Origin of the sequence: Cellulosimicrobium sp. XJ-DQ-B-000 (assembly GCF_031119065.1) — a bacterium.
In the GTDB taxonomy this organism is placed as follows: Bacteria; Actinomycetota; Actinomycetes; order Actinomycetales; family Cellulomonadaceae; genus Cellulosimicrobium; species Cellulosimicrobium funkei.
This window is the reverse complement of sequence record NZ_JAVHYN010000003.1, coordinates 289,316-309,738: the sequence shown is the minus strand read 5'-3', so window position 1 is coordinate 309,738 and position 20,423 is coordinate 289,316. Positions and strand designations below refer to the sequence as shown.

Sequence of the window (20,423 nt, the reverse complement as noted above, 5' to 3'; positions counted from 1 at the left end):
GGTAGGGTGCCCGGGTGGCCACAGCGACTGCGACCGACCCCGCGCTCGACGTGCTCCGGCGAGTCTTCGGGTACGACGCGTTCCGGGGTGAGCAGGCGGCCGTCATCGACACCGTCGTCAACGGCGGCGACGCCCTGGTGCTCATGCCGACCGGCGGGGGCAAGTCGCTGTGCTACCAGATCCCCGCCCTGGTCCGTCCGGGGACCGGCGTCGTGGTCTCCCCGCTCATCGCCCTCATGCAGGACCAGGTGGACGCCCTCGCGGCGCTCGGCGTCCGCGCCGCGTTCCTCAACTCCACGCTGTCCTCGGAGGACCGCCGCGCCGTGGAGCGCGCGCTCGTGGCGGGTGAGCTCGACCTGCTCTACGTGGCGCCGGAGGGCCTCCGCAGCCGCGCCACCCTCGACCTGCTCGACAGGACGCCGATCGCGCTCTTCGCGATCGACGAGGCGCACTGCGTGTCCCAGTGGGGCCACGACTTCCGGCCGGACTACCTCGAGCTGTCGGTGCTGCACCAGCGCTGGCCGTCCGTCCCGCGCATCGCGCTGACCGCGACGGCGACGGCCGCGACGCGGGCCGAGATCGCCCAGCGCCTCGACCTGGAGGGCGCACGACACTTCGTCTCCAGCTTCGACCGCCCCAACATCACCTACCGGATCGTGCCCAAGGACCGGCCCGAGAAGCAGCTGCTCGACCTGCTGCGCACCGAGCACGCCGGGGAGGCGGGCATCGTCTACTGCCTCTCGCGCGCGTCGGTCGAGAGGACCGCCGCGACGCTCGTCGAGAACGGGATCCAGGCGCTACCCTACCACGCGGGGCTCCCCGCGTCGGTGCGCGCCGCGAACCAGTCCCGGTTCCTGCGCGAGGACGGCCTGGTCATGGTCGCGACGATCGCCTTCGGCATGGGCATCGACAAGCCCGACGTCCGGTTCGTCGCGCACCTCGACCTGCCCAAGTCCGTCGAGGGGTACTACCAGGAGACAGGACGCGCGGGGCGTGACGGCCTGCCGTCCACCGCCTGGCTGGCCTACGGCCTCGCCGACGTCGTGCAGCAGCGCAAGCTCATCGAGACGTCCGACGGCGACGCCGCGCACCGGCGCAACCTGGGCCGGCACCTGGACGCGATGCTCGCCCTCTGCGAGACCGTGGAGTGCCGCCGCGCCCAGCTCCTCGCCTACTTCGGCCAGGAGCACCCGGGGGCCTGCGGGACGTGCGACACGTGCCTCGCCCCGCCCGAGGCCTGGGACGGGACGGTCGCCGCGCAGAAGGTGCTCTCGACGGTGTTCCGCCTGGACCGCGAGCGCGGGCAGCGCTTCGGCGTCGGGCAGGTCGTCGACATCCTCCTCGGCCGGGACACGGAGAAGGTCCGACGGTTCCGGCACCAGGAGCTGTCGGTGTTCGGGGTCGGGGACGACCTGTCCGAGAACGAGTGGCGGGCCGTGGTGCGCCAGCTCCTCGCCCAGGGGCTGCTCACCGTCGAGGGCGCGCACGGGACGCTCGTGCTCACCGCGGCGAGCGGGGAGGTCCTGGCCCGGCGCCGCGAGGTCCGGATGCGGCACGAGCCGGCGCGTCCGGTACGCGCGGCGAAGGGACGGAAGGCGGCCGCCGCCGCCGAGCTGGCCGAGGCCGACGTCCCCCTGTTCGAGGCGCTGCGCGCCTGGCGGGCGGGCGAGGCGAAGACCCAGGGCGTGCCCGCGTACATCGTGTTCGGGGACGCGACGCTCCGCGGGATCGCGACCGCCCGGCCCGGCTCGCTCGAGCAGCTCGCGCTGGTGAGCGGCGTCGGCGAGAACAAGCTCGCCCGGTACGGCGACGCGGTGCTGGCCGTCGTCGCCGAGGCAGGCTGAGCGGCCGCACACGGGCTCGGACCGCCCCCCGCCGCCCGAGGCAGGAGACGCGCGAGTCAGACGTCGACGCGGTACGACAGCGCGAGCTCGTCGCCGCTGACCCCGCGGATGCCCCAGTTCTCGCGCGGGCTCTCGAGGATCACGAGCTCCACGTCGTCCGCCGTCAGGCCGAGGGCGGGCACGACGTCCTCGTACAGTGCCGCGACCAGCGCGCGCTTCGCCTCGCGCGTGCGGCCCGTGAAGCAGACGACCTCGACGACGAGGTACGCGTCCGAGCGCGGGGCGACCAGGTCGTCGTCGTCCAGGAGCAGGAAGCGGTGGAACCGCTTGTCCGGCGGGAGCTGCCACGCGCGCACGAGCGCGTCGTGCAGCGCGTCGGACACCTCTCTCCGCCGCGCGCCCCACACGCTGCGGCGTCCGTAGATCTTCACCTGGGCCATCGGGCGAGCGTAGCCGTGACGCACCCCACGCCGTCGGCCCCGGTCACCCGCGGCGGGGACGTCGCGCGCGCTCGTAGAGTGACCCGGTGCTCGTGCTGCTCCCCCCGTCCGAGGGCAAGACCCCCGCGCCCGACGGCGCCCCGCCCGTCGACCTCGACACCCTGACCTCCCCCGCGCTCACCGCGCACCGCGTGACGGTCCTCGACGCGCTCGCCGCCGCGAGCGCCCGGCCGGACGCCCCCGAGGTCCTGGGCACGACGCCGGGGCTCGCCGAGGAGGTGCGACGCAACACCGTGCTGCGCTCGGCCCCGGCCGGTCCGGCGGCCGACGTGTACACGGGCGTGCTGTACGGCGCCGCGGACCTCGCGGGGGCGCTCGCCGCGGGCGGGGAGCCCGCGCGTCGGGCCCGCGAGGACGTGCGCGTCGTGTCGGGGCTGTGGGGCACCCTCTCCCCTGCCGACCGGGTCCCGGCGTACCGGCTCTCCATGGCGGTGGACCTGCCGGGCGTCGGGAAGCTCGCCACGGCGTGGCGACCTCACCTCGCCCCCGTGCTCGACGAGCGGGCCGCGGGCGACGTCGTCGTCGACTGCCGGTCCGCGACGTACGTGGGCGCGTGGAAGCCGCGGACGTCCGGCCCGCTGGCTGCCGAGTGGGTCGCGGTACGGGTCGTGCGCGAGCACGCCGGGAAGCGGACCGTCGTCTCGCACAACGCCAAGCACACGCGCGGCGTGCTCGCCGGGCACCTCGTGCGCCGGGAGGCGGCGGCGCCGTCGTCCGCGGCCGGGCTGCTGGACGCCGCGCGCGAGCTCGTCGGCACGGTGATCGGGACCGAGGTCGGCTCGGGCCTCACCTACCGGCTGATCGAGGCGACCCTGCACGACGCCACGACGCGCAGCGGCCCGCGGACGCTCGAGCTCGTCATCGCCTGAGCGGTCCAGGCGAGCGGTCCGGGCGAGCGGTCCGGCGCGGTTGTCGGCCCGGGCCGGCGCCGCGTGCCACTGCGCCGGGACGGGCAGGGGTCCACAGTGGACCCATGGCCGTCAGCCAGGACCTCACCGACCGCGTCCGCGCGGTGCTGGCGCCCCGCGCCCCGCTCGAGGAGCGGACGATGTTCGGCGGCCTCGCGTTCCTCGTCGACGGGCGCATGGCGGTCGCGATCACCGGCGACGCCCTCATGGTGCGGGTCGGGACGGGCGGACGCACCGCCGCCCTGGAGCGCGGCGCCCGGCCGATGACGATGGGCACCCGCACGATGGCGGGGTGGGTCGTCGTCGACGGTCCGCGCCTGGCGGACACGCGCGAGCTCGACGCCTGGGTGGAGACCGGTCTCCAGGTCGCCCGCACCGCGCGTCCGAGGCCGCCGAGGTAGAGGCCTGGTCACGACCATGCCTCTACCTCGCGCTACCAGGCCTCTACCTCGCGCTACCAGGCCTCTACCTCGGCCGGGTCAGAGGTCGCTCGGGACGCCCTGGGCCGTGAGCTCGCTCGTGCCGTCGGCCCACAGCCGCAGGATGCTCACCGACGCCGGAGGGACGCGGATCCGCGACCACTGCTCGGGCGGCGCGTCCACGGCCGTCCCGATCGCGGCCCGCACCTGGACGGCGTGGCCCACGACGACGACGGTGCGGCCCGCGGGTCCGGCACCCGGCAGCATGGTGTCGACGAGGTCGCACAGCCCCTGCCGGACGCGCACGCCGACGTCGGCGGCGGACTCGCCGCCCGGGGCCGGCGTCGTCCCGGTCGTGTACCAGGCGGGCAGGAGGCCGGGCCACCCGGCGTCCACCTCCGCGGCCGTGAGCCCCTCCCACGCGCCGAAGTCCACCTCGGCGAACCGGTCGTCCGTCGTCACGGGCACCCCGAGGCGGCGGCCGACGGCGCGCGCGGTCTCCTGGGCCCGGACCATGGGCGAGGAGACGACGGCCGACGGGCGCGGCAGGTCGGGCCACGCCTGACGACCGATCCGGAACACCAGGTCCGCTGCCTGCGCGGCCTGGGTCCGGCCGCGCGCGGTGAGCGACGGCCCCGGGACCGACGAGCCGCTGAACGCGCCCGCGACGGTGAGCGGCGTCTGGCCGTGGCGCACGAGCACGACCGTGAGCGCGGGCGCGTCGTCGAACCGGACGGTGGCGCCCGACGGCCGAGCGGGCGTGTCGAGCGCCGCGCCCTCGGGGACGGCGGGGAGGGTCGCCCCGTCCACGGGGACGGGCGCGGTCTCGGCCGCGGGGTCGGCTGCTGCACCCGAGGACGGGTCCGCGGGGTCGTGGTCGCGCACGACGGTCCCGCGGGTGTCCATCGCCTCGTTGGCCAGGGCGTCGGCTGCCGCGTTCTGCGCGCGCGGCACCCATTCGTAGGTGACCTGCGCGGCGGGGAGCACCGCCGCGGCCTCGGCCGCCAGGCGGCGCATGTCGTCGTGCTTGATCTGCCAGCGCCCCGACATCTGCTCGACGACGAGCCGCGAGTCCATCCGGACCGTCACGCGCGCGTCCGGGTCGATCTCCGCGGCGGCGCGCAGCCCGGCGACGAGGCCCGAGTACTCGGCGACGTTGTTCGTCGTCGTGCCGAGGTACGCGGCCCGCTCGGCGAGCACCTGGCCGGTCGCGGCGTCGCGCACGAGCGCCCCGAAACCCGCGGGCCCCGGGTTGCCGCGCGAGCCGCCGTCGGCCTCGACGACGAGCTGCCGACCGCTGGTGCCGCTCACGCGCCGGCGCCCTCCGGCCGCACCACGATGTGGCCGTAGTCCTCGAGCCGCACCACCTGGTCGGGCGCGGCCGACGTGATCGCCGCGAGCTCGGCCGGGCTCAGCGAGACGTTGAGCCCGTCGACGTGCTGGCCGCGCAGCGCGACGACGCCGCGGCCGCCGTTCTGGTCGCGCACGCGCTCGTAGAGCGCGAGCAGGCCCGCGTCGAGGCCGGCGACGGCGTCCGTGCGCCGCCCCGCGACCTGCGCGGCCTCGGCGTCGAGCTCGGCGTACCGGGCGTCGCGCGCGGCCACGACCTCGGCCTTGGCGGACTCGAGCTCGGCGTGCGCCGACTCGAGCTTCGCGAGGGCCTCCTCGTGCGCCTCGAGGCGCTCCATGACGTCGAGCTCGACCTCCTCGAGGACGCCCTGCCGGCGCGCGAGCGACTCGAGCTCGGCGACGAGCGCCTGAGCGTCCTTCGCCCCGACCTGGCCGGAGTCCAGGCGGGACTGGTCGCGCGCGGCGCGCGTCCGCACCTGCTCGACGTCACCCTCGGCCTTGGTCAGCTCGCGCCGGAGGTCGCTCACCGCGGTCCGCGACTCCACGAGCTTGCCGCGCAGGTCCTCGAGCTGGGCGTCGAGCTCGGCGATGCGCGTGTGCTCCGGCAGGTTCTTGCGCTGGTGCGCGAGCTGCTGGGCACGCGTGTCGAGCTCCTGGACGTCGAGCAGGCGGAGCTGGTCGGCGGGCGGTGCAGTGGCCACGGGTGGTTCCTTTCGTGGGCCCCGGACGGGGCCGGCGTGCGGGTCGGTGGGGACGGGTGGGGGTCGACGCGCGCCGGGGGTCAGCCCTGCGCGGTGTCGCGGGGCGGTCCGGCGTCGGCTGCGGGGTCGGCGGGTGCGGACGGGAACCGCGCCGTCCACGGGTCGGTGACGAGCGTGCTGACCCGCGTCTCCACGGCCGCGCCGGAGCGCGCGAGGACGCGCACGAGGTCCTCGGCAGCGTAGCGGAGCCACGGCCACTCCGAGGCGTAGTGCGGCACGTCGACGAGGAACGGCGTCCCCGCCTCGCCGCCGTCGAGCCGCGCGCGCTCGCGCAGCTCGGACACGGGGTGGTGGCGCAGGTCGGAGGTGAGGTAGACGTCGGCCCCGCTCGCGCGCACGGCGTCGAACAGCGAGTCGCCGGACCCGCCCACGACCGCCACCGACTCGACGCGCGCGTCGAGGTCGCCCGCCACGCGCACGCCCTGCACCGTCGGGGGCAGCACCTGCGCGACGCGCTCCGCGAAGGCGCGCAACGTCGTCGGCTCCGCGAGCCGGCCCACGCGGCCGGTGCCGGTGCGCGCCGCCTCGTGCGGCGACGGCGCGGGGTGCGGCACGAGGGGGACGCGGTGCAGGAGGTCGAGCGCGTCGGCGAGGGCGTCCGCGACCCCGCGCTGCGCGGCGTCGGCGTTGGTGTGCGCGACGTAGAGCGCGCAGCCGCCCCGGATGAGGCGGTGCACGAGCGAGCCCTTGAAGGTCGTCGCGGCGACGGAGTGCACGGGCCGCAGGAACAGCGGGTGGTGCGTCACGAGGAGGTCGGCGCCCCAGGCCAGCGCCTCGTCCGCGACCTCCTCCACGGGGTCGACGGCGAGCAGCACCTTGCGCACGGGCGCGTCCGGGTCCCCGGCGACCAGGCCGACGGCGTCCCAGTCCTCCGCCGTCGACGGCGGGTACAGCTCGTCCAGCGTCCGCACGACGCGGCCGAGCGTCGGGTGCCCCGCGCCCTCGGCCGCCGGGTCCGCAGGAGACGTGTCGGTGCTCGGGTCGGGCGCGGCGGTCATGGCGGCAGGCTATCCCGGGCGGGCCGCCGGACGCCGCTCGCCATGGTTTGATGGATTGCGCAAACCATCATCCCATTGCCCGGAGGACCCGTGCCCCGCCCACCCCGACCCGACGACGGCGCCCCCGGCACCGACGAGACCGCCCCCCTCTACCGCATCAAGGCCGAGCTCTTCCGGTGCCTCGCGCACCCCACGCGGATCCAGGTGCTCGAGGTCCTCGCCGCCGACGCCGACCACACCGCGCCCGTCTCCGTGCTGCTCGACGTCACCGGGTGCGAGGCGTCCCAGCTCTCCCAGCACCTCGCGGTGCTGCGCCGGGCAGGCGTCGTCACCTCGACGCGCAGCGGGAACGCCGTCGAGTACCGCCTCGCCGAGCCGCTCGTCGCCGAGCTGCTCGTCGTCGCGCGGGCGTTCCTCCTGTCGAACCTCGCCGGCGCGTCCGACCAGCTCGAGGCCGCGCGGCGGCTCCCGGCCCTGCCCGGCGCGACCGCGCGCGCGGTGCTCGACGCGACCACGGCGTCGTCCCCCTCGGCATGAACCGCCTCGCCGCCGTCCGCGACCTGCTGCCCCGCCGCTCCGACTACGACCTGCGCCCCCGGACCCTGCGCGCCGACCTCCTCGCCGGCGTCACCGTGGGCGTCGTCGCGCTCCCGCTCGCGCTCGCGTTCGGCGTCAGCTCCGGCGTCGGGGCCGCCGCCGGGCTCGTCACCGCCGTCGTCGCCGGCGTCGTCGCGGCGGTCCTCGGCGGGTCGAACCACCAGGTGTCCGGACCGACCGGGGCGATGGCGGTCGTGCTCGCGCCGGTCGTCGTCACGCACGGCCCAGGCTCCGTGGCGCTCGTCACCGTCCTCGCCGGGCTCGTGGTCCTCGTCGCCGGGCTCGCCCGGCTCGGCCGGGTCGTCACGTACATCCCGTGGCCGGTCGTCGAGGGGTTCACGCTCGGGATCGCGTGCATCATCTTCCTCCAGCAGGTCCCGGCCGCGGTCGGCGTCGAGGTCGCGCCCGGCCACAACACCCTCGTGTCCGCCGTGGAGGCCGTGCGCGCCGCCGTCACCGACGTCCCCGCCGCCCCGGTGCTGTGGACGCTCGGCTGCGTCGCGCTCGTCGCCGCGACCATGGTGCTGCTCCCCCGGCTCCACGCGGGGATCCCCGCGTCGCTCGTCGCGGTCGTGCTCGCCACCGTCCTCGTCGAGGTGCTCGGCGCGCCCGTCCCGCGCATCGGTGCGCTGCCGTCGTCGCTGCCCGCGCCCGTCCTGCCGTCGGTCACGCCCGGCGCGCTGCGCGACCTCGGCGGCGCCGCGCTCGCCATCGCCGCGCTCGCCGCGATCGAGTCCCTGCTGTCCGCGCGCGTCGCAGCGACCATGGTGCAGTCCGGGCCGGGCGGCGGTTCCGTCTACCAGCCCGACCGGGAGCTCGTCGGCCAGGGCGCCGCCTCCGTCGCCAGCGGCCTCTTCGGCGGCATGCCCGCCACGGGGGCCATCGCCCGCACCGCGGTCAACGTGCGCTCCGGCGCCCGGACGCGGCTCTCCGCCGTCGCGCACGCGGTCGTGATCCTCGCGGTCATGTACCTCGCCACCGGCCCGGTCTCGCGGATCCCGCTCGCCGCGCTCGCCGGCGTCCTCATGGTGACGAGCTTCCGGATGATCGGCGGGCGCACGATCCGCTCCGTCGTCGGGGCCGGGCGCTCCAGCGCGGCGACCTTCGCCGTGACTGCCGTCGTCACCGTCGCGTTCGACCTCGTGCAGGCCATCGAGATCGGCATCCTCGTCGCCGCGTTCTTCGCGCTGCGGACCGTCGCCCGCGCCTCCGGGGTCCACCGCGAGCCGCTGCCCGGCCCCGCCGAGCCGGGCGACGAGCACGTCGCGCTCTTCCGGCTCGAGGGGTCCATGTTCTTCGGTGCCGCCGACCGCGTGCTCGCCGAGGTGAACGACGCCTCGGCGCACGAGGACGTCGCGGTCGTCGTCCTGCGGCTCTCCCAGCTCCGCATGGTCGACGCGACCGGGGCGAAGGCCCTCGGCGGGCTCATCGAGGGCCTCGAGGCGCGCGGCGTGACCGTCCTCGTCAAGGGCGTCCAGGACCGGCACCGCGCGCTGCTGACCAACGTCGGCGCGCTCGCCGAGCTCCGGCACGAGAACCACCTGTTCGACACGCTCGACGCCGCCGTCGAGCACGCGCGCTCCCACGTGCGCCGCGCGGCGAGCGGCACCGACGTCCCGCAGGTGCGCGGTCTGCGGCCCGCGACGTGAGTGCCTAGCCTGGAGCCGTGCACGAGTACGTGCGAGCCCTGCCGCCGGCGCTGCCGCCCGGCGTCGTGTCGATGGTCGGCTACCGCCTGCGGACCGCGACGACGGACGGCACGCCGTCCGTCCACCGCGGCCTGCCGTCGCCGTGGCTCACGCTCGTCGTGAGCACCGCGGGCGCCGTGCCGACGGCGGTCGGGCCGGACGACGCCCCGGTGGGCTACGCCTCGCTCGTCGGCGGTCTGCACACGCGGCCCGCGTACATCCACCAGCCGCCCGAGCAGGCGGGCGTGCAGCTCGCCCTCGACCCCCTCGCGTGCCGGGAGCTGCTCGGCGTCCGGGCCGGCGACCTCGGGCTCGTCGAGGACGCGGACGCGGTGCTCGGGCCCGTCGCCGAGCGGTTGCGCGAGCAGGTGGCCGAGGCGGGCTCGTGGCCCGCGGCGTTCGACGTCGTGCGGGCGGTGCTCACGCAGCCCGGGGGCGTCGCGCCGGGTGGCTCCGTCGCCCGGCGCGACGGCGTGCGCCCCGAGGTCGCGGAGGCGTGGCGGGTGCTCGTGCGCACGCACGGGCGCGCCCGGGTCCGGGACGTGGCCCGCCACGTGGCGCTGGGCGAGCGCCGCCTGGAGACGCTGTTCCGGACGGAGCTCGGGGTCTCGCCGCGCGCGGCGCGCGGGCTCGCGCGGTTCGACGCCGCCCGTCGCGCGGTGCAGCGCCTCGCCCTCGGCCGCGGGCCCCGCACGCTCGCGGACGTCGCCGCGAGCGCCGGGTACGCCGACCACTCCCACCTCGTGCGCGACTTCCGGCGGTTCGCCGGTACGACCCCGACCGGGTGGGTCCGGGAGGAGGTCGGGAACATCCAAGCCGGGGGCCACACCGACGGCCCAGCCTGGGACCATGAGCATCCACGAGAGCACCCGGGACACCACTGACCACGCACCCGCTGCCGACGCGGCCGGGACGCCGACCGGGACGCCGAGCCCCCAGGTCTGGCCCACCCTCCAGGCGCGCGACGCCCGCGCGCTCGTCGCGTTCCTCACCGACGTCGTCGGGTTCGTCGCGACGGCCGTCATGGCGGGCGACGACCGCGACGTCGCGCACGCCCAGCTCGACTGGCCGTACGGCGGCGGGATCATGCTCGGCAGCCACTCCCCCGAGCAAGAGTGGTCGCGCGAGCCGGGGACGTGCGGCACGTACGCCGTCGTGCCCGACGACGCCGCGATCGAGGCGCTCGACGCCCGGCTGCGCGAGCGCGTGCCGGGTACCGGCGGTCGCGTCGTCGTGCCGCTGCGGGACACGGACTACGGGAGCCGCGAGCTCGTGCTCCGGGACCCCGAGGGGAACCTCTGGTCCTTCGGCACGTACCGCGGGGAGCCGCGGCGGTGACGACGCCGGGCGTCCTGCCCGCCGCGTCTCACTTCGCCTCGGCGTAGTGGTCGACGACCGCGACCGTGAGCGGGAAGTCGACCGGGAAGTCGCCGAACAGGAGGCGCCCCGCCTCGGCCGCCGCGGCGCGGACCTCGTGCGCGACCGTCTCGGCGAGCTCGGCCGGCGCGTGCACGACGACCTCGTCGTGCAGGAAGAAGACGAGGTGCGCCCGGTCGGCGAACGGGGCGGGCGCCGCCCCGGGGGTCGCGGCGAGGGGCAGGTCCCACAGCCGCCGCCGGATCGACGCGAGCCAGCACAGCGCCCACTCGGCGGCGGTGCCCTGCACGACGAAGTTGCGCGTGAACCGGCCCCAGGCCCGCGTGTACGACCGGGCCCGCGCCTGCGCGTCGGCCCCGGACGCGGCGTCCTCCGTGGCACCGACCTCCTCGACCGCGTACGCCCCGTCCTGCGCGGCGTGCCACGACTCGCCGGGGCGCGGGGAGCTGCGGCCGAGGAGCGTCGAGACGATCTCCCCGCGCTCACCCGCCTGGGCGGCGCGCTCCACGAGGCCGATGGCGTCGGGGAACGCCTTCGCGAGCCGCGGGAGCACGAGCGCGCTGTCGCCGGTCGTGCCGCCGTACATCGCGCCGAGCATCCCCACCTTCGCGTGGTCGCGGGTCGCGACGGCGCCCGACGCGACGATCCCCGCGTACATGTCGCCGCCGCGACCCGCGGCGGCCATGCGCTCGTCGTGCGCGAGCCCGGCGAGCACGCGCGGCTCGAGCTGCGCGGCGTCGGCCACGACGAGCCGCCAGCCCGGGTCCGCGACGACGGCGCGCCGCACCTGCTTCGGGAGCTGCAGCGCTCCCCCGCCGCTCGACGCCCACCGGCCCGTGACGACCCCGCCCACGACGTACTCGGTACGGAACCGGCCGTCGTGCACCCAGGTGTCGAGCCACGCCCAGCCGTTCGCCGTGAGGAGCCGCGCGAGCTTCTTGTACTCCAGCAGCGGCTCGACGACGGGGTGGTCCGTGCGCTCGAGCTCTCCCTTGCGCAGGGACCGCACGCCGACGCCCGCGTACTGCAGCGCCTTGAGCAGGTCGGGGTGGGAGTCGGGGTTGAGCGTGGGCGGCGCGTCGAGCGCCGTACGGATGCGCGCGACGAGCTCCTCCATGCGCGCGGGCCGCTCGCCCGGCCGCGGCCGCGGCCCGAGCTCGCCGCTGAGGATCGCGTCGTGCACGTCGGCGCGCCACGGCACGCCCGCGTGGTGCATCTCGGCGGCGACGAGTGCGCCCGCGGACTCAGCGGCCAGCAGGAGCCGCAGCCGCCCAGCGGCGTCCGGCCCGTCCGCGGCGGCGACGGTCACGAGCTGGTCGCGAAGCTCGGCGACGGGGTCGAGCCGCACGCTCGGGCCGTCCTGCGCACCGAGCTCGAAGAGCCCGACGGGCTGCCGCGGCGCGGACGGGTCGCGCCCGGCCGGTACCGCGGCGAGCGCGTCCCACGGCCCGGGGTCGCGCCGCGCGAACGGCGTGCCCGCGACGAGCCGCGAGCGTCGTAGCAGCACGTGGGACAGGCGCAGGTCGTGCGACCGCTCCACGCGCCGCCCGGCCGTGAGCAGGGGCGGGTACCACCGGTTCGTGTCGTCCCAGGTCTCGCGGACCGGGTCCGCCGGGCCGTCCGAGACGTGCTCGACCCGGGCCCGCCCCGGCGAGCCGACGTGGACGGCGTAGGTGCTCACGCGCTCACCTCCCGTGCTCGGGGCCCGGGGTCGGGCGCGGCGGCCACGGCGCGCGCGAGCGTCCGACCCCGGGACGCGACGAAGCCGGCCCGCAGGAGCCGGGGGGCGTCCGGCTCGTGCGCGACGAGGCCGACCGTGGCGGCGAGCGTCGTCGCCCCGAGGTCGTCGGCGGTGCGCGCGGCGCGCGCGAGCGCGCTCGCCTGGTGGGGCGTGAGGTGCCGGCGCCCCGTGGCGGCGAGCGCCACGACCGTGTCGAGCAGCGTGTCGCACACCTCCTCGACGGGCGTGGGCACGACCACCTCCCGCGCGTGCGTGCCGGCGCGCCCGCGCAGCGACCGGACCCGGGCGCGGAGCCGGGTCCACGGGGTCGACCATGCCCGGTGGTCGTACGCCGGCGTCAGCGTCGGGACGACGACGTCGAGGCCCTCGCCCGGGCGGTCGACGAACAGCCCGACGGCCTCGTCGCTCCGCGACGCGAGGTCGCGCTCGACGGCGACGGCGACCACACGCCGGTTCCCCGCCGCGACCCCGAGCAGGGTGTCGCACGCCGCCTCGTCCGCGGCGTCGACGCGCACGACCGTCTCCGTGCCGTCCGCCGCGACCAGCGTCCACGTGAGCTCCTGCGCGACCTCGTCGAGGGCGATCGCCCCCACCTCGCGCACCATGACGACCCGCACGGCGGCGGGCGCCCGGCCGAACCCGGCCTCGGCCCGCGGCGGGGTCGTCGCGGTGCGGGCCGCGACGTCGCGGAGCTCGTCGGCGTCGAGCGCCCCGAGCGGCTCGACGGCGGGCCCCTCGCCCGCGCGCAGCCCGGTATCCGCACGCTCGGTCGCGCCCCGCAGCGCGAACGGGCCGCGGCACAGCGCCTCGACCGAGCGGCCCCAGACGAGCGGGAGGTCCCACGAGCGCCGGAAGGTCGGGTCGGCGCCCGGCGGGCGGCCGGTGGTGACCGACCGCACGCGCCCGGCGTCCGCGTCCCACAGGTGCACGGTCACACCCCGCGCGCCCGACGCCGCGACCCACCACCGTGCACCGAGCGGCACGACCCGCGCGAGGTCGGTCGGGCGCTCGTCGGGCGTGCCGGCGTCGGGCGGGGGCTCCGCCTGCACGTACGCCCACAGCTCGGCCAGCGCGAGGAGGCAGTCCGTCTCGTCGACCGCGTCGCGGCGGTCCGCGAGCGCCTCGAGCCGCCCGACCGCGGACGTCACGAGGCGCTGGACCGCGGGCCGCCGGCCGAGCCGCGCCACCACGCCCGCACCGCGCAGCTCCTCCAGGTCGTCGCGGCCGACGTGCGAGAGCCCGACGTCGAGCAGCCGCTCGACCGCGCGCACGACCTCGTCGGCCACCGCCCGTGCGTCGGGGACGCCCGTGGCACGCGGCGTCGCGGCGGCTCGCTCGGGCCAGGGCCACGGCCGGCCGTGCGCACGCCACACGTGCACGAGCGCCTCCAGCCGCCACCGGCGCTCGTCGGCGTCGCTCCACGCCGCCCCCTCGCGGGCCACGAGCATCCCCGGGAACCCCGCCCCCGCGACGTACGTGACGCGCGGCGCGCCGGGCCACGAGACCTCCGCGCGCGGGCCGTCGACCGCCACCTCCACCGGCGGCCCACCGACCGCCCCCTCCACGGGATCAGCAGGCACGGTCTCGGCGACCGCCCGCACGACGGCGGCGCCCGCGGCACGGTGCACGACGCGCGGGTCGAGCGCGAGGATCTCCGCCACCGGGTCCGGGGTGGGGGCGGACGGCGCCGCGCCGTCACCTGCCGCGGCGGGAGCCGCCGCGGGTGCGGCACCCGCCTCCCGCGCCCACAGGCTCGCGGCCACGACGTGCTGGCACGTGCCCGGCGTCGGGCACGCGCACCGCGCCCCGGCGGGACCGCGCGCGTCGAGCTCGACCCGCACCCCGCCCACGGACACCACGACGCCGTCGGGGCGCGCCTCGACCGGCTCGACCCGCCCGGCCGCGACGTCCTTGCGGGCGCGCCGGACGAGACCCGGGCTCGCGATGGTGGCGAGGGCGGCGTCGTCGTACCCCGCGTACACCGCGGCCCACGCACCGGGCCCGGCGCCGGACCCGCTCACGGGAGCACCTCGCCGAGCCACTCGGCGAACCGCTCCGGCGTGAGCGCCGCGATCTCCATGCCCTGCTCGGCGAGCCGGCGCGCGACGCCGCGGTCGTACGCAGGGTTCGCCTGCCCGTCGAGGGCCGCGAGCCCGAGCAGCCGGACGCCCGACGCGTGCAGGCGCCCCACCGCGGACACCAGCTGCGACACCGAGCCGCCCTCCTCGAAGTCGCTGACGAGCGCGACGACCGTGCGCCGCGGGTCGCGCACGTGCTGCTCCGCGTACCGCACGGCGCGCGCGATGTCGGTCCCCCCGCCGAGCTGCGCGGTGAGCAGCACCGTCACCGGGTCGTGCGCGAGGTGCGACATGTCGACGACCGCCGTGTCGAACAGGACGAGGCGGACCGTGATCCCCGGCAGCCCCGCGAGGATGCCCGCGCTCACCGCGCTGTAGAGCACCGAGGCCGCCATGGACCCCGACTGGTCGACGAGCAGCACGACGTCGTACGACAGCGCCCGACGCCGCCGCGCCGAGAAGCGCAGGTCCGTGACGACCAGGCGCCCGCGCTCCGGGTCCCAGCGGCCGAGGTTCGCGCGGACCGTCGCGGCGGCGTCGAACGTGCGGCTGGATCGCACGAACGAGCGGCGGGACCGGTCCCGGCGCCCGTCGACGGCCGTCACGAAGCGGGGGCGCAGGCGGCGCACCACGTCCTCGACGACGCGCGCGACGATCCGTCGCAGCCCGTCCTGGACCTGCGGCCCGAGCCTGCCCCGCACGCGCAGGAGCGCCGACGCCAGCTCCGTGCTCGGCTCGACGGCCTCGACCGCCTGCGGGTCCGCGAGCAGCTCGGTCATGCCGTACCGGCCGACCGCCTCGACCTGCATGCGCTCGAACGTCTCGCGCGGGAACAGCTCGCGCGCCGACCCCAGCCAGTCGAGCCCTTCGACGACCGACCCTCCGCGGCCACCTCCGCGGCCCCGGCCCTCGCCGGCGTCTCCCCCGGTGCCGTGCCGGTGGCCGCGCGCGGTGTACTCGCGGTCGTAGAGGTGCCCGAGCGTGCGGTCCAGCGCCTGGTCCGGTGGCGCCACGGGCAGCGTGTCGCCCGCGTACCGGCCCAGCACGAGCCGCCAGCGCCGCGCGGCCTCCTGGTCGTCCGCCCGCCCGGCCACGCCGAGACCGCCGCCCGCCGTCACGAGGCGCTCCCGCGAGCCCACGCGCCCAGCCCGTCCCGCTCGAGCACGGCGACGAGCTCGCGCTCCACCACCAGCGCGGCCCGCAGGTCGTCCTCCGAGACGTGCACGCGCCGGTCCAGCGCGTCCGCGCGCGTCCCGGTGCGCGCGGCGACGCGCTCGGCGAGCCGGTGCGTCTCGGTCGGCCGCAACCACGTGAACGCGCGCCGTAGGTCCGGCAGGACCGCTCGGAACGCGTCCTCGTCGAGACCACGCAAGCCCTCGTCGACGGCGTCGAACATCTCCGGCGTGTGGAGCAGCAGGTCCGGGGCTGCGCGCAGGACCCCGCCGAGAAACGCCGTCGCCGCCACGGGGTCCGCGCCGGGTGCGAGCTGGGCGCGCACCCGCTCGACGAGCCCGTGGTCGCCGGGCTCGTCGTCGAGCTCGTCGTCGACGGCGGCGAACGCGGTGAGCGCCCCGCGCACCGCCGGGGACGCGTCGGCGTCCTCGCGGACGCGCGCGAGCGCCTGCCCCACCGTCGCGGCCGCCGAGCCCGGTCCGTCCCGGCCTGCGCCGCGCACGTCGCGCACGAGGGACCGCAGCGCGACGACGCTCGCCAGGGCGTCGTCCTGCGTCGTCGCGTCGGCCGCCGCGAGGTCCGGGACCAGGTACGCGGTCGTGGCCAGCCCCTGCTCCGCGAGGTCGAGCAGGGCCTGCGCGTGGTCGCCCAGCTCCAGCTCGACGCGCGCCCGCCACAGCGCGACGAGCCGTCGCATGCCCGCGACGACGGACGCGAGCGACGGGTCCACGTCGAGCGTCGTGCGCACGAGGGCGACGAGCGGGGGCAGCCGCTCCGGCAGGCCGACGACGACGCACTGCGCGACGAGGCGCGCGACGGCGTCGCTCGAGCGCTCCTCGCGCGCCCGCTCACGTGCGTCGTCGAGCAGCGCGACCGCGACCGCCTCGAGCGTCGCCCCGCGGTGGGAGAGCTCGACGAGGCGCGCCTCGACGAGCGGCGTCCACGCGTACGTCCACTCCTCCAGCACGAGGCCCAGCCCGCGGCCCGCGACGTGGTCGGGGCCGGAGACCCGGCGGGCGAAGCCCAGCTCGAGGAACGCGCACAGCGCGAGGAACCGGCGCCGGTCGCGGTGCGCGGCACGACGGCGGGCGTCGAGCCGCACGGTGCGCGGCACGGCGTCGGACACGTCGAGGCGCAGCGCCCGGGCGCGGGCACGCGCCTCCTCGACGAGCGGCGGGGCCGCACCGCCCGGGGCGACGTCGCCGAGCGCGCGCCCGGCGAAGACCTCGGCGACCGCGAGACCGAGCGGTCGGTCGCCCGCGGCGTCCAGGTCGTCCGGGTCCTTCACGTAGCACGAGGTGATCGCGTCGAGCAGGTCGGTGCGGCACGGCCAGGGCCGTTCCCGCAGGGCCGCGAGCCGGTGCGCGTGCTCGACGGCGGCCTGGGACTGCGCCACGCTCACGAGGGCCCCGCGCTCCGACGCCCCGCGCCCGACGTCGACCAGCACCCCGGCCGCGGCGGCAGCGAGCCCGGCCGGGTCGTGGTGCGCGGCCCAGAGCCGGTCGTAGTAGCCCGGCGCGGGCATGCCCGCGCCGTACCCCCGCAGGGCGTCGAGCCGCTCGTCGTCGTAGCGGACGAGCCACGCGGGAGCGTCGGCGAGGTCGCCGTACCCGTCCGCGGGGCGCCGCGCCACGACCGCCGTGCCGTACTCGCTCCCGACGAGCGCCTCGACGAGCGCGAGGGTGTGGAACGCCCCCGTCACGACGACGACCGGCCCGTCCGCACGCGCGGCGTGCTCCGCGACGCGCGCGGACATGCGCGCCTCGCGGTCGAGCGAGCCGTCGGCGGCGAGCGCCTCGTCCTCGTAGTCGAGCCGCGCGAGCGCGGCCCACGCGAACACGTCGTCGACGAGCTCGCGCCAGTCGCGCAGGCGCGCCGTCTCGCGCGCCTCGAAGAGGTGGTCCCACAGCTCGTCGTGGTCGCGGCACCCGAGCCGCTCCGCGAGCCGGGCGACCGTGCGCGAGTGCGCGAGGTGGCGCTCCGCGAGGACGGTCCGCGCGGCGGCTCCCCGCTCGTCGTCCTCCTCTCCTGCCCGCTCCCCCCACGGGGAGTCGACGAACGCGAGCTCCGCGCCCGCCGCGTGCCCCGCGCGCACGGCGACCCACTCGGGCGAGTACCGCGCGAGCGGGTAGAAGCCCGCGGCGCGCACGCCGCCTCCCGCGGCGTCCGCGAGGTCGCCGGCGAGGCTGAGGACCGCTACGGGCGGGACCGTCCGCTCGTCGAGCAGCGCGGGCAGGAGACGCGTGTACTCCTCGGGCCCCTCGACGAGCACGACGGACGGCCGGATCTCGGCGACCAGCGCGGCCACCGCGACCGCGCAGGCGGGACTGTGGTGGCGCACCCCGACGAGGTGCACGCCGTCGCGCTCGCGCAGCAGCGCGAGGTCGTGGGCCGCCTGTCGCAGCCGCGGCGGCGCGGCGTCCCACGCGGCGCGCCGGGCTACCGCCACAGGTCGCCCGCCGCCGTGAGGAAGTCCTTCCAGCGTGCGTCGGACCGCGCGCGCTCCCGCACGACGTTGTCCACGTAGTGCCGCAGCCGCCGCGCGTCCTCCTCGTCGCCCTTGAGCGCGACGCCGCCCACCTGGCGCGCGACCTGCCCCGCCGTGACCGTGCCGTCACCGAGGTAGCGCGCCTCGAGCGACGCCGCGATCGCGACGTTCACCGCCTCCGCCGTCGACATCACGGTCTCGGGGCGCTTGACCGGTGCGCCGCTCGCCGTCGTGCCGGTGCGCAGGTCCTGGAACACGGTGACGAGCACCTCGAGCACGTCACGGTCGAGCACCGGGCGGTCCTCGACGGGCCCGAGCTCGGCGGTGAGGCGCGTCTCGACGAGCTCGATCTCGAACGCGCGGTCGCGGATCGGCGCGACCGTCTCGAAGTTGAAGCGCCGCTTGAGCGCGGCCGACATCTCGTGGACCCCGCGGTCGCGCAGGTTCGCCGTGGCGAGCACGTTGAACCCGGGCCGCGCCGCGACGCGGGCGTCGGCGCCGAGCTCGGGGACCATGAGCTGCTTCTCGGACAGCACGGAGACGAGCGTGTCCTGGATCTCCGGGGCGCAGCGCGTGATCTCCTCGAACCGCGCGACGCGCCCGCTCTCCATCGCGCGGTAGACGGGCGACGGGACGAGCGAGCGCTCGCTCGGCCCCTCCGCGATGAGGAGCGCGTAGTTCCACGAGTACCGCACGTGGTCCTCGCTCGTGCCCGCGGTGCCCTGCACCGTGAGGGTCGACGTGCCGCTCGCGGCCGCCGCGAGCAGCTCGGACAGCAGGGACTTGGCCGTACCGGGCTCACCGACGAGCATGAGGCCCTGCCGGCCGAGCAACGACACGACCGCGCGGTCGACGAGCGGGTCGTCGCCGAAGAACTTGCGGCTCACGCCCAGCTCCCGGTCGCCCACGACGAACGCCCGCACCGCGCGCGGGCTCAGGCGCCAGCCCGGCGGGACGTCGGCCCCGCGTCGGGCGTCGGCCTGCGCGAGCACCGCGAGCTCGTCGGCGTACCGGACCTCCGCCGGCGGTCGCAGCTCCGCGAGCGCCTGCTCGTCACCGGTCGTCGTGCTCGTCACCCGGGCTCCTCCTCGGTCCGGTCGCGGGCACCGTGCCCGTGATCCTGCAGGTCAGCGTAGGAGCCGCGTCCCACACGGCCGGCGCCGGTGCCGCGGGAGCGGTCGTCGACGGGTTCGGCGGCCGTGCCCGTCACGGGGGCGCTCTCCCCACCGGCCCAGGCTGCGCCCGTGGCGCGTCCCGCCGGGACCACGCGGTGCGGGTCGGCCTCCGCGTTCACGACGCCGCCCACGAGCACGACGATGCTCGTGAGCCAGCCCCAGAGGACCCCGGCGAGGACGAGGCCGAGCATCTGCCCGGCCGCCTGGACGACCGCCGTCGTCCCCGCCTCGGAGCCCGGCGCCGCCGGTCCCGCGAGCCGGACGTAGAGACCGAACCCCCAGGACACGACGAGGACGCCGCCGGTACCGACGGCCGCGCCCGGCAGGCACCGCCGCCACGTCGTGTCGACGTTCGGTGCGTAGCGGTAGAGCAGCGTGAGGTACGCGCCGCAGACGAGCACGACGGTCGGCCAGCGCAGCACGTCCCACGTCTGCCGGAAGGCCGCGTCGAGACCGAGCCGCTCGGCCAGGTCGGCGCCGTCACCCAGGAGCGGGCCGACGACGACGAGCGCGACGACGGACACCGCCGTGACGATCGCGCCGAGGGCGAGCGCGACCCCCAGGACGTACTGCGCCACGACCCCGCGGCGCCGCTCGACGCCGTACGCGTCGTCCAGGGCGCGGACCGCCGCGCGGAAGACGCGGCTCGCGAGCCAGAGCGCGACGAGGAACGACCCGACGGCGAACCCGGTGCGCTGCTCGTCGAGGAGGCTGTCGACGAGCGGCGCGACGACCGAGGTCGACACGTGCTCGGCGAACACCGTGGTGAGCCCGCCGACGATCGACGAGCGGATCGAGTCGACGGTGTCGTCGCCGAGGAGCGGGCGCAGGAAGCCGAGGCTCGACCCGATCGCGGTCGTCAGCGGGATGAGCGAGATGAGGCCGTAGTACGACATCTCGGCGGCGAGGCCCGTGACGCGGACCCCGGCGACGCGGAACGCCGAGCGGGCGGCGACGTCGGCGACGCGCACGCCCCGCACGCGCGGCCCGGTGCGCGCCGCGGCGGCGAGCACGCGGTCCTGCCACGGGACCCGGCCCGCAGCACGCTCGCGCCGCCGCACCGTCCAGGGGCGGACCACCGCTCGCGCGCACCACGTACCCGCCGCGACCGCGCCGGCCGCGGCGGGCACGCTCGCGAGCGCGCCGAGCGCCCGGGTCCCGCCGTCGTCCGCGGCGACGGCCACGACGACGACGACCGCCCCGACCCCCGCGAGGGCGAGCAGCGTCGACGTCGCCGTGCTCACGGCGGACCGGACCGCCGGCGACCGGCGCGCGAGCACGGCGACGAGCAGCCAGGCGAGCGTCGCGACGACGATCACGGGGCGG

At 77.3% G+C, this 20,423-nt stretch carries 17 protein-coding genes; 7 read left to right on the top strand and 10 right to left on the bottom strand.

Going from position 1 to position 20,423, the window contains the following annotated elements:
* Positions 1–14 precede the first annotated feature (14 nt).
* Positions 15–1,844, top strand: coding sequence for a DNA helicase RecQ (gene recQ, locus RDI86_RS07535; RefSeq protein ID WP_308821066.1), 1,830 nt, complete (start codon positions 15–17; stop codon positions 1,842–1,844).
* Between the two features lie 56 nt (positions 1,845–1,900).
* Here recQ and RDI86_RS07530 read toward each other — a convergent pair whose 3' ends face one another.
* Entirely contained in the window at positions 1,901–2,284 is a 384-nt protein-coding gene (locus RDI86_RS07530; protein WP_308821065.1) for a tautomerase family protein, read from the bottom strand.
* A gap of 86 nt (positions 2,285–2,370) precedes the next feature.
* Between RDI86_RS07530 and RDI86_RS07525 the strand changes: the two genes are divergently transcribed.
* Complete coding sequence (locus RDI86_RS07525) at positions 2,371–3,213, top strand: peroxide stress protein YaaA (protein ID WP_308821064.1); 843 nt, start codon at positions 2,371–2,373, stop codon at positions 3,211–3,213.
* A 104-nt stretch (positions 3,214–3,317) separates the two neighbouring features.
* Positions 3,318–3,653 carry a TfoX/Sxy family protein gene (locus tag RDI86_RS07520; protein WP_308821063.1) on the top strand — a complete coding sequence of 112 codons (336 nt, stop codon included), beginning with the start codon at positions 3,318–3,320 and terminating at the stop codon, positions 3,651–3,653.
* A gap of 78 nt (positions 3,654–3,731) precedes the next feature.
* On the opposite strand, the gene RDI86_RS07515 is transcribed toward RDI86_RS07520, so the two are convergent.
* The 3 genes from RDI86_RS07515 to RDI86_RS07505 form a co-directional block, all read right to left on the bottom strand.
* Positions 3,732–4,982: a bifunctional RNase H/acid phosphatase gene (locus tag RDI86_RS07515; protein WP_308821062.1), complete on the bottom strand. Its 1,251-nt coding sequence runs from the start codon at positions 4,980–4,982 to the stop codon at positions 3,732–3,734.
* Complete coding sequence (locus RDI86_RS07510; protein ID WP_137281099.1) at positions 4,979–5,722, bottom strand: zinc ribbon domain-containing protein; 744 nt, start codon at positions 5,720–5,722, stop codon at positions 4,979–4,981. The genes RDI86_RS07515 and RDI86_RS07510 overlap by 4 nt, the downstream gene beginning before the upstream one ends.
* Before the next feature lie 80 nt (positions 5,723–5,802).
* Entirely contained in the window at positions 5,803–6,780 is a 978-nt protein-coding gene (locus RDI86_RS07505) for a Nif3-like dinuclear metal center hexameric protein (protein WP_086151068.1), read from the bottom strand.
* A gap of 90 nt (positions 6,781–6,870) precedes the next feature.
* Here RDI86_RS07505 and RDI86_RS07500 point away from each other — a divergent pair, with 90 nt between their 5' ends.
* Genes RDI86_RS07500 through RDI86_RS07485 form a run of 4 tightly spaced genes read left to right on the top strand, consistent with a single transcriptional unit; the run spans position 6,871 to position 10,403 of the window.
* Positions 6,871–7,317 (top strand): metalloregulator ArsR/SmtB family transcription factor, encoded by a 447-nt coding sequence (locus RDI86_RS07500; RefSeq protein WP_076405483.1) that lies wholly within the window; start codon positions 6,871–6,873, stop codon positions 7,315–7,317.
* Positions 7,314–9,026 (top strand): SulP family inorganic anion transporter, encoded by a 1,713-nt coding sequence (locus tag RDI86_RS07495; protein ID WP_308821061.1) that lies wholly within the window; start codon positions 7,314–7,316, stop codon positions 9,024–9,026. Before RDI86_RS07500 ends, RDI86_RS07495 begins: the two co-directional genes overlap by 4 nt.
* A 17-nt stretch (positions 9,027–9,043) precedes the next feature.
* Complete coding sequence (locus RDI86_RS07490) at positions 9,044–9,949, top strand: helix-turn-helix domain-containing protein (protein WP_076405487.1); 906 nt, start codon at positions 9,044–9,046, stop codon at positions 9,947–9,949.
* Positions 9,915–10,403, top strand: coding sequence for a VOC family protein (locus RDI86_RS07485; RefSeq protein ID WP_308821060.1), 489 nt, complete (start codon positions 9,915–9,917; stop codon positions 10,401–10,403). Before RDI86_RS07490 ends, RDI86_RS07485 begins: the two co-directional genes overlap by 35 nt.
* A 28-nt stretch (positions 10,404–10,431) precedes the next feature.
* Here RDI86_RS07485 and RDI86_RS07480 read toward each other — a convergent pair whose 3' ends face one another.
* The 6 genes from RDI86_RS07480 to RDI86_RS07455 are packed head-to-tail and all read right to left on the bottom strand — an operon-like array spanning position 10,432 to position 20,416.
* A complete protein-coding gene (locus tag RDI86_RS07480; protein ID WP_308821058.1) occupies positions 10,432–12,123 on the bottom strand; it encodes a bifunctional 3'-5' exonuclease/DNA polymerase in 1,692 nt (563 codons plus the stop codon).
* The gene (locus RDI86_RS07475) at positions 12,120–14,204 is read right to left on the bottom strand and encodes a hypothetical protein (RefSeq protein ID WP_308821057.1); all 2,085 of its coding nucleotides are present in this window, start codon (positions 14,202–14,204) and stop codon (positions 12,120–12,122) included. The genes RDI86_RS07480 and RDI86_RS07475 overlap by 4 nt, the downstream gene beginning before the upstream one ends.
* Positions 14,201–15,400, bottom strand: coding sequence for a VWA domain-containing protein (locus tag RDI86_RS07470; protein WP_308821056.1), 1,200 nt, complete (start codon positions 15,398–15,400; stop codon positions 14,201–14,203). The genes RDI86_RS07475 and RDI86_RS07470 overlap by 4 nt, the downstream gene beginning before the upstream one ends.
* Complete coding sequence (locus RDI86_RS07465; protein WP_308821055.1) at positions 15,376–17,883, bottom strand: DUF5682 family protein; 2,508 nt, start codon at positions 17,881–17,883, stop codon at positions 15,376–15,378. The genes RDI86_RS07470 and RDI86_RS07465 overlap by 25 nt, the downstream gene beginning before the upstream one ends.
* Positions 17,874–18,998: an AAA family ATPase gene (locus RDI86_RS07460; protein ID WP_251176182.1), complete on the bottom strand. Its 1,125-nt coding sequence runs from the start codon at positions 18,996–18,998 to the stop codon at positions 17,874–17,876. The genes RDI86_RS07465 and RDI86_RS07460 overlap by 10 nt, the downstream gene beginning before the upstream one ends.
* Entirely contained in the window at positions 18,995–20,416 is a 1,422-nt protein-coding gene (locus tag RDI86_RS07455) for a YihY/virulence factor BrkB family protein (protein ID WP_308821054.1), read from the bottom strand. Before RDI86_RS07455 ends, RDI86_RS07460 begins: the two co-directional genes overlap by 4 nt.
* Between the last annotated feature and the right edge of the window lie 7 nt (positions 20,417–20,423).